This window comes from Nostoc sp. (assembly GCF_036918245.1).
GTDB lineage: Bacteria > Cyanobacteriota > Cyanobacteriia > Cyanobacteriales > Nostocaceae > Nostoc.
The window spans coordinates 1-14,319 of the sequence record NZ_JBALEF010000006.1 but is presented as its reverse complement, the minus strand read 5'-3'; the positions used below and the strand labels follow the sequence as shown (position 1 = coordinate 14,319).

The window sequence follows — 14,319 nt, the reverse complement described above, 5'->3', positions numbered from 1 at the left end:
TTGAAATTTCAGGTTTAGATTGTAAAAGCCAAGATGTAACTATCGTAGCAAAAAATAATATTGAACTATCAAACTTTTGATTTATGATATGTGCAAAAACGAAGTTTTGTTACTTTAGCATGATTTTAGGGAAAACTATAACTGAAGCTTCTCTATTAGAACAAGATTGAGAAATAGTTATGGATTTGAATGGATTAATTTGGACGAAAAACGTAAAACCTATAGATGGTGAACATTGGGCTTATCAAAGCATACTTACTATACATCCAGAATTAAAGATTTTTGCTATGCATTGGAGAAATTTAGAAAATAAAGATGAAATAAATGCCAAGACTCCACAAGAAGGTGAACTGATGATTTTAAGACAACGTAGCAAAGTAACGCATGTTGTTCAAATGCTGAATAAGCAACTTTATCCTGATGGAAATGCTGGAGAGGAATTTAATATTTATCGTCTTGTCCAGGTGATTTGGATGACGAATGATTGGGTTCATCCTCCAGATAAGAGTAAAGTATTTGATTGTGCAATTAACTTCCCTCCCAATGGAAAAGCAATAAGATTGGAAAAAATACGAGCATTTCAAGAACGGTGGAGTACAGAAGGATTAGCGTTTCAACAGCACGTCCAAAGCGTATTAAATATTCATTAACAAAAAGCCCCGCATTTAAAAGTGCAGGGCTTTGATTTCAGACAAATCCAAAATTACTTGCCGTTGCCGTTACCACCATTACCATTGCTATGAATGATACGTTCGGCAAGCTTTTCTGGCACTTCTTGGAGATGGTCATATTCCCAGTGGAAGGAACCAACGCCTAAGGTGAGCGATCGCAGCTCTACAATAAAATTTTGCATCTCTGCTTGTGGCAAGTATGCAGAGACATTATCCCAACCTTGCCAATCGTTTCTCCCCTCATAGCCTAAAATTTGCCCCCGTCTACCACTCAATAGTTGCAGCACTTTGGAGGTAAATTCACTTGGTGTTGTCACTTCCACCCGCAAAATTGGTTCTAATAGGGTAGGTTCCGCTTGAGGTATCCCCGTTTGCATTGCCAATCGGGCAGCTTGCTTAAAGGCTTGTTCGGAACTGTCAACGTTGTGATACGAACCATTAGTCAGAGTTACCGCCACATCAACTATTGGGAAGCCCAAAGGCCCATGTGTCAAAAATTCCCGCACGCCCATTTCTACGCCAGGAATGTACTGTTTCGGAACCACGCCGCCGACAATAGTTTCATTAAAGTTGAAACCTGTACCGCGTGGTAGGGGCTTGATTTCGAGAAAAACATCACCAAACTGTCCGTGACCACCGCTTTGATGTTTATAGCGCCCATGAACTGAAGCCACCGTTTTACGGATGGTTTCTTTGTAAGGCACTTGCGGTAAGTGGGTTGTCATCGGCAAGTTATATTTACGGCGCAGTCTGTCTAGGGTGACTTGCAAATGAATCTCGCCTTGACCCCAAAGAATAACTTCGTGGGTATCGCCGTGTTGTTCCCAAGCAAGTGAGCAGTCTTCTTCTAATAACTTGGTGATGGCACCACTGAGTTTAACTTCATCGTTGCGCTTTTCTGGTGTAATGGCCAGAGCATACACAGGTTCCAACTGTACAGCTTTGGGTAATTCCATCGCCAATTGCTGTTCTGTGGAGATTGTATCCCCTGTCTTAATGCCTTCTAAACGGCTCAATGCGACAATTTCACCAGCACCAACTTCATTAACGAACTGCTGCTGTTGTCCCATCAGGCGGTAAACCCCACCAGTGCGAATGCCATTGAGGACAATGCCATCAGTTAATTTGCCCCGCCAAACACGCACCAGAGAGAGTTTGCCACCTTGGGGAGTGTAGTAAGTTTTTAATACCTGCGCTAGAGGTTTATCACCTTTTAAGTTTTTTAAGCGACGTTCTGCTGTGGTTTCTGGTTCGGGGGCTTCCCGTAACAAGGCTTCTAATAAAGGTCTAACACCATAATCTTGTTCTGCCACACCAAAGAAAACGGGTACTACCAAATCTGCCCCTAATTCCATTTTTAAATCTTTAAGGATTTCTTCTTGGGATGGTTCGATGTCTTCTAAAAGTTCTTCGAGTAAATGATCGTCAAAATTTGCTAATGCTTCGAGCATTTCTGCCCGTGCTGTATGTTCTTCTTCTTTTAAACTTTCGGGGAAGGGAATGGGGTCAGCAGGTGCGCCTGGATGATATTGATATGCCTGTTCGCTCACCATATCGATAAAGCCGGTGAGTTGTTCCCCGTTCATGATCGGATATTGATGCGCTACCAGGGGACGGCTAGATACTGCTTTCAGGGCGTGCAACGTTTTTAGGACGTGAGTATTTGCCCGATCCATTTTGTTGACGAAGACGAGGTGAGGAATTTCCCAATCGTCCAGGAATTTAAATAAAGGGGCAAGGGTGAGGACTCGTTCGCGGATGGGTTCGCAAACTACAATTGCTGCATCGACTCCGATTAAAGCATTGTACGTTTCTTGGGCAAATTCTACACTTCCCGGACAGTCAATAAAAGTGAAGCGAATGCCGTTATACTCAGTGCTAGCGGCGCTGACTTCTACACTCATCTGGCGATCGCGCGACTCGGCAGCACTATCTCCCACTGTATTGCTGTCCTTAATATTGCCTTTGCGGGAAATTGCCCCTGTGACAAATAACAAGCTTTCTAGTAAAGTGGTTTTTCCACTTAAATAAGGCCCGACAATTGCAACGTTCCGCGAACCCGATTTTACTTTTTCGTTCATAAAACCTCCCTTGCGGTAAGTCTTTTATAACCGCATGATTCTGTATATATCAAGGGATAAAAAATAGTTCTCTGGAGTCAAAATTACCCCTTCTTTAATTCGTTATTATCCTCCCTTTAATCGAAAGTTAAAAAAATTGTAGCCTGTCGTAAGATTTAGCTTAAGAAAAGTTAAGCATCACAAATTTTTATACCGAATCAAAAACTTTTGTAAAAAACTTTTTATGAAGTAAATTTAACTGAAAGTGTTGCGAGTCAGAAACTCAATGAGATTACCATTCTTTAAATATCGCATGGCGGGGTTAGTAAGTTTGACTTTGCTGGTTATGAGTATTTCCTTCCCCTCTCTTGCTCTATCTCCTCCTGTCGCCTCAAAGCTGGCACAATCTAATCCTAAAAGTGCTGTAGACTGGTTAAACCAAGGCTTACAAGCAATTCAGGCGGGAAAGGTAAAAGATGCGATCGCCGCCTTTAAACAAGCAACCAAACTAGATCCGGCATTGGCACCAGCGCACTATAATTTAGGGTTAGCATTCAGACAAACAGGACAATTACAACCCTCTGCGGATGCATTTTATCGAGCGACGCAAGCCGATCCCAAATTTGCTCCAGCTTTTGCTAATTTAGGCGGAGCGTTATTAGAAGGCAATAATTTCAAGTTAGCTAACGATTATTTGCAACGCGCTTTAGAACTCGATCCCAAACTAGGATTTGCCCACTATAACTTGGGATTAGTGCGAGAACAGCAACGAAATTGTGAACAAGCGATCGCATCTTTTAAAAAAGCCGTAGAATATAGTAAAAATGCACCAGAACCTCCTTACCATATAGGGATGTGTTATCTCCAACAAGGTAAACTCGATCCAGCCAGAAGTGCATTTTATCAGGCATTAAAAATTAATCCCAAGTATCCAGAAGCTTACTACAATCTCGGCTCAATTTTTTTTCAACAAAGTAAATTACAAGAGGCATTAGAGGCTTTTAGAAAATCAGCCGAAGCTAACTCTAACTATCCCAATGCTTATTATGGTGCTGGGTTAGTTTTTATCCAGTTACAGCAATATGGCGATGCAGTACAAGTATTGCAATTTGCTAGAGATTTATACAATGCTCAAAAAAATCCCCAGTGGGCGAAAAACGCCGAGCAATTGTTGCAACAAGCACAAAATTTAAATTACCAACCTCGCTGAGGCAGAAAAACTTAATATTGCATAACATAAAACTATTGGGTTGACTCGCTGGTGTTGTCTGAACTTGTCCCGATTGGAAAAATGTACATGCAAAAGCGCCAGAAAAGTCGATTTTTATTTAGCGATCGCTGGCTTGATCGGCACTCAATTGTTCGCAACATGGAAGCCTTTCAAGACTTAATTGTGATTGTTTTGTGTTTGGGTTTGTTCGCCGTCATGCTAATCCAATTGTGGGGGATAGCTATCGCCCTCATGCAGCCACTAGACTATAAACATGTGACTGCAAAAATACTATTTGTGTTGATTTTAGTCGAGTTATTTCGACTATTAATGGTCTATTTGCAAGAACATAGTATCTCTGTAGGAGTGGCAGTTGAGGTAACAATTGTATCTCTACTGCGCGAGGTAGTAGTTCACGGAGCGCTGGAAATTTATTGGGTTAATACGCTTGCAATTTGTGGTTTGTTGTTTGTTTTGGGTGGACTACTCGTGGTATGTGCTAAGACGCCACACATGGATTGTATGAGCGCTAACACTAAGTTTTGTCCGGTTGTCTATAGAGGAGGTAGAGAACGGCAAAACGAGTTGGAATTACAGTATTCACGTCAATGTGATGAGAATCAACCGCTTGGATAAATTGTTATGAAAATGGGGAGTGAGGAGTGGGGAGTGGGGAGTGGCGAAAAAGTATTTTCCTACTCTCCACTCCTTTGTGTGAGGCTGTATCAGGAAATTATTTTTGCAAGGTACTTCCGACGTATTGAAATATACTCTTTTTGGAAGATGAATCGCTCTTTAAGGGTGAGTATAACGTTAATTAGAAATCCTAAAAGAGGTTCAAGTAATGGCTACAAATACAGGTAACGGACAATCTCAAATAGCGATTAGCGACTTGGAGTATGATTTTGTCACCGTTTTGCAGAACAAGGCTGAAGCCGTTAAAGCTTACGATACCTACATCAAAGATGCAGAAAAAGTAGGTTCTCAACCTTGTGTAGAGTTGTTCCAAAAATTGCGGCAATCTGATATTGAACATGCACAAGAGATTCGCCAACATCTACAACAAGTGCTGGAACACGGTAAGATGTAACCCAGATTTTAAGCGCGTTGGTTACACCTACGTACTTGTTAATTACATTAGACGCAACCAGCGTCCACTATCAGCTAGAATTGATTCTGGGCTGCTTGCTGTACTTGCGCCACCGTCAAATCGAGAGCCACTGCTACTTGTTCGACACTTAATCCCAATGCCAACAATCGGGGAATAGCTTCTAACTTAGCTTCCTGGCGACCTTCCTGGCGACCTTCCTGACGACCTTCCTGACGACCTTCCTGACGACCTTCCTGACGACCTTCTTCTAAGCCGTCTTCCTTGATTGATTGATACATGCGTGTTTTTTTGAATTCGTCGTCTATACCCAACATTTCTGCTAACTCCTCTCGGCTTAACCGGGTAAATTTGTACAACAGAATAGTCTCTATCAATTCTACAATTTGCTTGGTGGTAGATTCATCTGTCAGCTGTTGCCTAGCCTGTAAAATCAATTCTCTACCTTTGTCAATGGCTGTCTCTTCTCTTTCGATAATTAATTTAACGATCGCAACTTGAAGTGAGTTCTCCCCCGTATCTAATTCATTTAGATAAATTCGTTGCACTTGTGAACTGTCTAGCAGCAACTCATACGGTAGACGATCGCTTGGATCTAAACTTCTTTGAGGATAGATAACCACAGCACGCCAAAAATTGACGGATTCATTTTGACGCAAGTAAACGAAGATTTCGGCAAAGAAGCGTCTATAAAAAGTTGAATCTAATTGAAACTGGACTTCAACAAAGTAAAGTGGTTGGTTTGTAGTTTCACTTGTGGGGATGAATACACCATCAATCCTAAAAGCAGTTTCTTTTAGCTCGACTGAAACAAATTGATATGCGTTGACATTGGCAGTTGTGTCGCCAATTATGGCAAAAAATATGCTAGGAAAAGCTTGAAATAAGCTATAAAATATTTTGTCAGTTTGCACCTAGATTTAGTCAAGCGAACATTGGATATTGAAAGTCTATCAAAAATAGTATAGACGGGTCTGTTTCAGCATAAAAAAAGCAGATGGTTACATCTGCTTCAATAAAAGATTCATTCTCTCCTTTACATAGATACCAACTGATTAACTGGAGCAATCCCCGCCAAATCTAAAATTGGCGCGATCGCATCTTCACGCTTCACCGCCATCATGTGGACACCTTGACATAATTGCCGCGCTATCTGCACTTGCTCGGCAGCAATTTTTATCCCTTCCTCAAAAGGGTCTTTGGCTTTTGCCAATCTATCAATAATATGTTGGGGAATATCTACACCCGGAACACATCTATTAATAAACTGGGCATTTTTTGCCGATTTCAACAGAAATATTCCTGCTAGAATCGGTTTTTTATAACCAGCAGCAATGGTATCCATAAACTTTTCTAGTCGCTCAAAATCGGTAATCAACTGACTTTGAAAAAACTGCGCTCCGGCTTCGATTTTGCGTTCAAATCGACTTTGCAAACCCGACCAACTTTTACATTGCGGATCTACTGCTGCACCGACAAATAAATCTAAGGCCCCATCAGTCAAGGGTTTTTCATTACAATCAACACCTTGATTCATCTTCCGAATCAGTTGCAGCAGTCGCACAGCTTCTAAGTCAAACACTGCTTTGGCATCTGGATGATCGCCTGCTTTTACTGCGTCGCCAGTCAAAGCTAAAATATTGCGGATACCTAAAGCATGAGCGCCCATCAAATCAGCCTGTAAACCGATGCGGTTGCGATCGCGGCAAGCAATTTGACAAATCGGCTCTATACCATTCTGTGACAAAATCACCGACGCCATTAACGAAGACATCCGTAACACGGCGCAGCTACCATCAGTAACATTGACGGCATGAACTCTCCCCTTAAGAGTCGCCGCCATTTGAATCATGTGCGCTGGATCTCCCCCTTTCGGCGGTGCTACTTCGGCGGTAACTAGAAATTCTCCTGCTTGTACAGCTCGACGAAAGTCATTAAAGGCTGTGGGGCTATGGGTGTGATGCATGACATTAAGGTTTTCAATTTCTTAAATGGTATAACAAATCACACCTAAAGGTGAAAACTTATAGAGGAAGAGAGTAGCCTAAAGCAGTTTTGACTTGTGATAAAGTTTGATTTGCGATCGCTCTAGCTTTTTCCCCTCCATCCCGCAACACAGACTCCAAATAGCTTTTATCCGCCGTTATCGAGTGATATTTTTCTTGAATTGGTTTCAGGGAGTCAATAATTGTGTCTGTCAATAATGGCTTAAATTGTCCCCAACCCATATCTTGACACTCAACTGCGACATCTTCCTTTTTCTTCCTAGAAAGCAATGTATACAATGTTAACAAATTATTACACTCTGGACGCGCTGGATCGTCAAAAGTCAGACCACGAATCGGATCGGTTTTACAACGCTTAATCTTGTATTGAATCTGTTCTGGTGAATCTAACAAACTGATCCGGCTTAAATCGGAAGGGTCGGACTTCGACATTTTGCGGGTACCGTCCGCTAAACTCATCACCCTTGCCCCTTCCTTGCGAATTAAAGGGTCTGGTAACTTCAAAACTGGTTGTTCTGGTTTACCAAATTGGTGATTTAACCGAGCTGCAATATCACGTGTCAATTCCAAGTGTTGCTTTTGGTCTTCACCCACTGGCACTTTATCAGCTTGGTAAAGCAAAATATCCGCTGCCATCAGCACAGGGTAATCCAATAAGCCTGCACTCACATTTTCTCCCTGCTTGACGGCCTTTTCCTTAAACTGGATCATATCTTGCAGCCAGTTTAAAGGTGTAATGCAGTTGAGCAACCAGGTGAGTTCACTGTGGGCTGAAACGTGAGATTGTACAAAGATAGTAGAGTGATTTAAATCAAGACCACAAGCTAAATAGAGAGCAGCAAGAGTGTAGGTATCAGCTGCCAACTGTTTTGGGTCGTGTGGCACTGTAATCGCGTGCAAATCAGCTACAAAAAGGTAATTTTCGTATTCGCTCTGACCTTCTACCCAGTTGCGAATGGCTCCCAAGTAGTTACCTAGATGGTAATTGCCGGTTGGTTGAACTCCAGAAAGAACACGTTGCTTGCCCATAAATTTCAACTTAGTTATCTCAAATCCGCGCTATGTCAAGTGGCGATGTCTGGCGACAAGTCGCTTGCGCCTATGCAAAACTCATTTAATTTTGACATTTTCCAGGTCAACTCGCCGTTGTGGATGAGAGATTTTAACTCAACTTGGATTGCTATAGAAACTTTTCATAAAGGAAAACGATAATTTATAGCGGTTCTCGTTTACCTGAGGTACACCCTACACTTGTGATGTAATGTTGTAACCGTATCTGAATGGGAACCGCTATAGTGTGATAACGACACAAGTTTGTGTGGTAAGACAGCTTGTAAGGTGAGCATTACAATGCCTACTTTACTGTAGTTTGTAAATAAAAACTTGATGCAATCGCATTGTAAGCCGAAACAATCGTATTGTGAACCGAAACAATCGCATTGTGAACCGAAACAATCACATTGTGAACCGAAACAATTGCATTGTGAATCGAAACAATCGCATTGTGAATCGATACATTAACAATGCAGTAGATTGCGTTGAGATAGCACAACAATACAAACACTAAACCGCAAGAGCCAGCAAATAACACTTTTTTTTATTTAAGTGATTTATTTCCTTTGATTTACAGAAATAGACAAAATTTAAATTTTGCTCAGAGAAAGTAGCAGTAACCTGAGAATTATTAATTAATTTTTCCACTCCGGGGAGTTTGCTGATGAAAGCTTTACTACTCTGGTCCATAATGCCCAGTTCTTTCTGGTCTTACCAAAAAACCCTTGATTTGGCAGGTTTACGCTCTAAAAATCCGCCATTGGGTTTAATTACAGTAGCAGCAATGCTACCAAAGGATTGGGAAATTAGACTACTGGATCGTAATATCCGCCTAGAAACAGATGAAGACTGGGATTGGTGTGATTTGGTAATCATCTCTGCAATGATTATCCAGAAAAAAGATTTGTGGGAGTTAATTCTAAAAGGGGTAGCGTTAGGTAAAAAAGTTATAGTTGGCGGGCCTTTCGCTACCTCCGTACCAGAATTTGCCTTAGAAGCAGGAGCTAATTATTTAATTTTGGATGAAGGGGAATGCACTATCTCCTTATTTTTAGAAGCATTGGCGCGGGGAGAAACAAAGGGAATTTTCCGCGCTATAGAAAAACCTAATGTTACTCAAACACCTATACCCCGTTTCGACTTGCTAGACTTAGATGCTTACCTAGCAATCACCGTGCAATTTTCGCGGGGCTGTCCGTTCCAGTGTGAATTTTGCGATATTATCACCTTATTTGGTCGCAAGCCGCGCACAAAAACACCAGAGCAAATGCTGGCTGAGATGGAAGTCTTATATCAAATGGGCTGGCGACGATTGGTATTTGTTGTAGATGACAACTTTATTGGTAACAAACGCAGTGCTAAAGTGTTTTTGCGATCGCTAATTCCCTGGATGCAAGAGCGTAACTATCCATTTATGTTACTCCCAGAAGCGTCCTTAAATCTAGCAGAGGACGACGAACTGATTGACTTGATGGATAGGTAAGCGTCCCAAAGGCAAACGTCCTATAACTTGGCATGAACTGCGTTTATTTGGGATAATTGTTTGGCGTCAGGGTGTTGTTCGCTCAACTCGTTGGCGTTTTTGGTGGCAATTGGTTGCGATCGCCTTCCAGAAACCGGATTTATTGTATGATTACCTTGTAGCATTGAGCTTTGGTGAACACTTCTTCAGCTTCCGTCATGAAGTGAAGGTGCAACTAGAGACACAACTGGAAGCGTTAAAGCACCCAACGTTAAGGTTGAGAATCGAAGTGCTGTGAATGAAAAACCAAATGGTAAGCAAAATAATGCGCCCCAAAAAACTTGAGAAAGTAAATTAGCAGCACTCCAAGGTGAAATTTTTAAATTACCTTTTTCTACAAGAGATTGCACACTTTGCCCATAAGCCCAGTCATCATTTAGAGGAAAATTTCCCAAAGGATTTACAAGAATTGTCATAAGAATCCAAGTAGTAATGAGCACTAATACATAGGGTATTTCAACCTTTAATAACTGAATTGCCGGTTGAAAACGAAAGAATTTTCTCTGCATAATGTAAATTATAGATTCCATTGACAATTACTCCCTATACAAACAAGTGGTTCAATAATCAGCACATCGGGAATTTCCGTCTGTATCACCTTCAGAAACTTATGCTTTTGGCCTCAGAAAATTCTTGCTCTAGAACAGTTTGTCTATGTAATACTTTGCTAATTGATCCCGATGAGCATTCCACTTATCCAGTTTTGCTAACTTCACTCTTAAAAAGGCAGCTTGTAATTCATCAACCCTGCTGTTAAAACCTTGAATTTCATTCAAATATTTAACACGAGAGCCATAGTTTCGGAGCAGGTTAATTTTATCTGCTAGTTCACCATCATTTGTTGTTACTGCTCCACCATCTCCTAATACTCCTAGATTCTTAGTTGGATAAAAACTAAAGCCCGCTGCATCACCTAAACTACCAACTTTTCTACCTTTGTAACGTGCACCATGAGCTTGTGCAGCATCTTCAATTACCTTAAGTTCATATCGTGCAGCAATCTCGTTAATCGAATCCATATCAGCAGGTTGACCGTAAAGATGAACTGCTAGGATTGCTTTTCTTTTAGAAGTAATTGCTCCTTCAATATTCTTTGGTTCAATATTGTAAGTTTTTTCATTAGGTTCTACAGGAACTGGTGTAGCTCCTGCATGAGAAATTGCTAGCCAAGTCGCAATGTAAGTGTTAGCTGGAACAATTACTTCATCACCTAAGCCAATATTCATTGCTCTTAATATTAGATGTAGTGCATCCAAACCGTTTCCAACACCAATACAGTGCTGGACATTACAATAAGAGGCGAATTCTGCTTCAAAAGCTTCTAACTCTTGCCCAAGAATGTACCAGCCGGACTCTATAAATTTTTTATAGGCTTCATCTAATTCTTGTCTTATTTCTAAAGAAGATGCCTTTAAATCAAGAAACGATATTTTCATGATCTGTCTTTTATAGCTTTAATAAAATCTTTGTAGTTGCGGTAATAATCAGATTCATCATAGAAATCTGATGCTAAAACCATACAAACCGCTCCCAGCGAAAAATTCTCAATTTTGCACCAGATCATCGAGCCGAAATAAAGACCATAGTGTGAGCAATTCATGTGATATTTTTTCTCTTGATAACCATCATTGATTTTTACATCGAAGCTACCTGATATTGCCACAACAAATTGCTGTAACTCGCGATGAGCATGTCCGGCTCTTTCTTCGCCAATCGGCACATCATAAAGATAAAAAACTCTTTTTATCTCAAAAGGGATATGTCTATTCGCTTCAATAAAAGTCAAATTGCCACGAGGATCAGTAATTTTCGGCAAATCAATCGATATTGCTGAATGTTAGTCTGATTTTCTTTCAAAGACTTTTAAATATTTATTTCAACTGACATATTAAACTTTCACTTGATTTAGATGAAGTTGCAGATATTGATGAATAAGTAGTCAAACAAAACTAATTACATGGTTTTTGCAAAATTCTCTGATAACTTTTTCAATAGATGCAACAAATGTTCGCTAGCTAGAATAAACATCTATTTAAATCCATTCATACTTAAGAAATCGCTTGTAACCCTCATTGTCTCGTTACCCCCCTGAACGGTTACTTAAATACAACCTTGATACACTGCTGTCCTTACTATCTGAATATTGTCTAACTATATATAGTGGCCTTTTTTTTGTCTCATCAAAAGTTTTACCCAAATAAAGACCGATAATTCCTAAAAAAGCAATAATAATTCCGCACAGAAAATACAAAGAAACAATCAGGCTAGTCCAACCTGTAACCGTTGAGCCGTAAAGTAAGGAATCAATAAAAGTATAAATGCCATATAGAAAAGCTAGGAAAGATATTAAGAAACCCAGCTTGATTGATAATCTAAGAGGTTTATCAGAATAAGCAACTAAAGTTTCGCTTCCCAGTTTCCATAATTTACTAAAGGTGTATGTACTTTTTCCTGCGAAACGATTACCATGTTGAACGTCAATACTAGCAGTGGGAAAACCAATCCACTGTACCAAAAGACTAAAAAATCTTAGTTGTTCACGCAAGACACGAAAACTGTCTACAACTTTCCTAGAAACAATACGAAAGTTGTTAACTTGCCCATCGTAATTGATATCTGCTAAATAGTTGAAAACTTTATAAAATAGCGAGGAAGTAAGGCGCTTCAAAATGTGGTCTTTTTGCTTACCTCTCCTAGCCAATACTATATCGTAGCCTTCTTGTGCTTTAGCATATAAACGAGGAATTTCTTCAGGACGATCCTGCAAGTCACAGTCCATAATTACAACCCACTCCGCATTACAGTGATCTAAGCCAGCTGTAATACCATATTGCTCACCAAAGTTGCGACTAAATTGAATTCCTTTAATTCGCGGATCTTTTTTAGCTAATTCTACTATGATTTCCCAGGAGCGATCGCCTCCACAATCCTCAACTAAAATTATCTCAAAGTCTTCAGTAATAATTTCAAGAGAGGCCTTTAACCTTTGATAAAGCTCATGTGGACAACCTTCAGCTTTATAGACAGGAATAACAACAGAAATATAAGCTAATGTTAAATCCTCCGTAATTTTTAATTTTTGCAGACGCTATATTGATCATTCACATTTTTCTTGGTTGAGATTTGGGAAAAACAAATATTTTATTTAATGTATATGCTCCTAATGCGAGAGGAAGTAAAATTAAAGCTTCTGCTAAAAAAATATTAATTTTGTAAGCTATTAATTGTTTGAGTAAAAATATTTGCAGGAAGTAGATAATAGCATGGACTCCTATAAATTTAAAAATTAGAGTGTTGTTTATATTTTTAAAAACGATAACTTCGGTAGTTTTAAAGTTAAATAATATCCTACACATAGTTGATATGAGAACTGCATTTTCATAGGAGACTTTCAGCAAAATCAACAGAGCAAACATTGAGTAACCAAAAAGTGTATTGATTCCCCCTACTATCAGGAAATTTACAAATCTTTTGGAAGGATAACGCATAAGCTTAATTCAATAACGACTCATCATTTCCATATGTTTTTTCCTAGTTAACGATTGATTTTCCAGATAGTTACCTTTTCAGATGAAATTGGAATACTTTGATTAGAGCTTTCCCAAATAGGCTGTATACAGGCTGGGTCATTTACAAGTAAGGGATGAGTTGAATACTCGATAAGATGAGTCGCTGGAGTTGCTATTAGGAGTCGGCAAAATTGCTCTGATTGAGATGTTGCCCATAAGTCTTTAATAACTTGCTCTCGATTCTCTGAGGGAAAATTTTTTAATGTTAGCTCGCTTATATCGTCATAATCCTTTTGTAGATAAGTTGGCCTCCCGGTAATACTGGTTAATACAAAATTTCAGTCTTTTAGATACTTATCCGTTAAAGTTACAGAATTTTGTGGCGTATTGTCATGAATGTAAGTAAGAGCCATTCGTTCATTAGCACTTACTATGACTGCCTCAGAATACAGCGCAGTCATTAAAATACTAGGTCTAGCAAGCTGTTGAGCAGCCAGATATATTACGACAAAAGCGACTACTAAACTAATCTGCGTTGGTCTAGTTAAGGATATATGAGGCTGCAAAAACTGGTAAACCTGATAAAGTCCAGGAATCATTAATAAAAATGGATACCATCTTATTAGCAAAAGTAGTTCTCCCGCAAGTGAGAAATCGTCATAACTCAATTTTAGACACGTTACACCTAGAGCTGACACAACTGTTATCCACACAATCAAGCTCCTAAAAAGGAGAAATTCTTGATGTGCTGGTTGGCAAAATAGGTAAATGCTAGTGATAATGAGCAAAGGAATACCTATCATACTCAAGGCAACATGAGTACATATAGATAGTATTTGCCAGACCCATTTAAATACTGTCGAATTACGAATTAAACCGCTTAGTAAGTCATGAATTTTTGTAGAAAATGGCCATTCATTAATAAACCTATACGGCCATTCTTGAGGATTACTTAAACTATTCAAGCCTAAGCTTAAACTCGCAGTAGAACTTAGATAAATAGGAGATTGCATCTCCAAATAAATTAGTAAACTTAAAGCCACAGCAAGACCAGCAGCAACAAGGTATACTCTTTGACTAGTGCGCAGGGCTATTTCATTCTAAATGTAGACACAATCTGGTATAATCCAGCGCAAATCATACCAGATTGTATTTACTACCGTGTCTGAAATCGAAATTA

At 39.6% G+C, this 14,319-nt stretch carries 14 protein-coding genes and 1 pseudogene; 5 read left to right on the top strand and 10 right to left on the bottom strand.

Translation table 11 applies throughout. From position 1 onward, the window contains the following. Nucleotides 1-179 precede the first annotated feature (179 nt). Nucleotides 180-650, top strand: a complete 471-nt coding sequence (locus V7L12_RS01515) for a hypothetical protein (protein WP_335081480.1) — start codon at nt 180-182, stop codon at nt 648-650. A 53-nt stretch (nt 651-703) separates the two neighbouring features. Here the strand turns inward: V7L12_RS01515 and V7L12_RS01510 are convergent, their stop codons facing one another. Next, nucleotides 704-2,752 carry an elongation factor G gene (locus V7L12_RS01510; protein WP_335081478.1) on the bottom strand — a complete coding sequence of 683 codons (2,049 nt, stop codon included), beginning with the start codon at nt 2,750-2,752 and terminating at the stop codon, nt 704-706. A 265-nt stretch (nt 2,753-3,017) separates the two neighbouring features. Between V7L12_RS01510 and V7L12_RS01505 the strand changes: the two genes are divergently transcribed. From V7L12_RS01505 to V7L12_RS01495, 3 genes are all read left to right on the top strand, one after another. Further along, a complete protein-coding gene (locus V7L12_RS01505) occupies nt 3,018-3,941 on the top strand; it encodes a tetratricopeptide repeat protein (RefSeq protein ID WP_335081476.1) in 924 nt (307 codons plus the stop codon). Nucleotides 3,942-4,028: 87 nt separating this feature from the next. Beyond that, on the top strand, nt 4,029-4,577 hold the full coding sequence (locus V7L12_RS01500) for a phosphate-starvation-inducible PsiE family protein (RefSeq protein ID WP_335081474.1): 549 nt from the start codon (nt 4,029-4,031) through the stop codon (nt 4,575-4,577). A 208-nt stretch (nt 4,578-4,785) separates the two neighbouring features. Further along, the gene (locus tag V7L12_RS01495) at nt 4,786-5,031 is read left to right on the top strand and encodes a hypothetical protein (protein WP_335081472.1); all 246 of its coding nucleotides are present in this window, start codon (nt 4,786-4,788) and stop codon (nt 5,029-5,031) included. A 74-nt stretch (nt 5,032-5,105) separates the two neighbouring features. On the opposite strand, the gene V7L12_RS01490 is transcribed toward V7L12_RS01495, so the two are convergent. The 3 genes from V7L12_RS01490 to trpS form a co-directional block, all read right to left on the bottom strand. Then, a complete protein-coding gene (locus V7L12_RS01490; RefSeq protein WP_335081469.1) occupies nt 5,106-5,963 on the bottom strand; it encodes an Rpn family recombination-promoting nuclease/putative transposase in 858 nt (285 codons plus the stop codon). Between the two features lie 122 nt (nt 5,964-6,085). Continuing rightward, on the bottom strand, nt 6,086-7,015 hold the full coding sequence (locus tag V7L12_RS01485; RefSeq protein WP_335081466.1) for a methylenetetrahydrofolate reductase: 930 nt from the start codon (nt 7,013-7,015) through the stop codon (nt 6,086-6,088). Nucleotides 7,016-7,073: 58 nt separating this feature from the next. Beyond that, a complete protein-coding gene (gene trpS, locus V7L12_RS01480) occupies nt 7,074-8,084 on the bottom strand; it encodes a tryptophan--tRNA ligase (protein ID WP_335081464.1) in 1,011 nt (336 codons plus the stop codon). Nucleotides 8,085-8,772: 688 nt separating this feature from the next. On the opposite strand from trpS, the pseudogene V7L12_RS01475 reads away from it, so the two are divergent. Next, nucleotides 8,773-9,868 (top strand): annotated as a pseudogene (locus tag V7L12_RS01475) (B12-binding domain-containing radical SAM protein). Here V7L12_RS01475 and V7L12_RS01470 read toward each other — a convergent pair. From V7L12_RS01470 to V7L12_RS01445, 6 genes are all read right to left on the bottom strand, one after another. Continuing rightward, a complete protein-coding gene (locus V7L12_RS01470; protein WP_335081550.1) occupies nt 9,777-10,160 on the bottom strand; it encodes a hypothetical protein in 384 nt (127 codons plus the stop codon). The pseudogene V7L12_RS01475 and the gene V7L12_RS01470 overlap by 92 nt on opposite strands. 108 nt (nt 10,161-10,268) lie before the next feature. Beyond that, nucleotides 10,269-11,066, bottom strand: a complete 798-nt coding sequence (locus tag V7L12_RS01465; protein WP_335081462.1) for a DegT/DnrJ/EryC1/StrS family aminotransferase — start codon at nt 11,064-11,066, stop codon at nt 10,269-10,271. After that, on the bottom strand, nt 11,063-11,446 hold the full coding sequence (locus V7L12_RS01460) for a sugar 3,4-ketoisomerase (protein WP_335081460.1): 384 nt from the start codon (nt 11,444-11,446) through the stop codon (nt 11,063-11,065). The genes V7L12_RS01465 and V7L12_RS01460 overlap by 4 nt, the downstream gene beginning before the upstream one ends. Before the next feature lie 264 nt (nt 11,447-11,710). Beyond that, entirely contained in the window at nt 11,711-12,661 is a 951-nt protein-coding gene (locus V7L12_RS01455) for a glycosyltransferase family 2 protein (protein WP_335081548.1), read from the bottom strand. Between the two features lie 70 nt (nt 12,662-12,731). Next, entirely contained in the window at nt 12,732-13,118 is a 387-nt protein-coding gene (locus V7L12_RS01450) for a GtrA family protein (RefSeq protein ID WP_335081457.1), read from the bottom strand. Between the two features lie 359 nt (nt 13,119-13,477). Further along, nucleotides 13,478-14,182 (bottom strand): hypothetical protein, encoded by a 705-nt coding sequence (locus V7L12_RS01445; protein WP_335081455.1) that lies wholly within the window; start codon nt 14,180-14,182, stop codon nt 13,478-13,480. Nucleotides 14,183-14,319 lie beyond the last annotated feature (137 nt).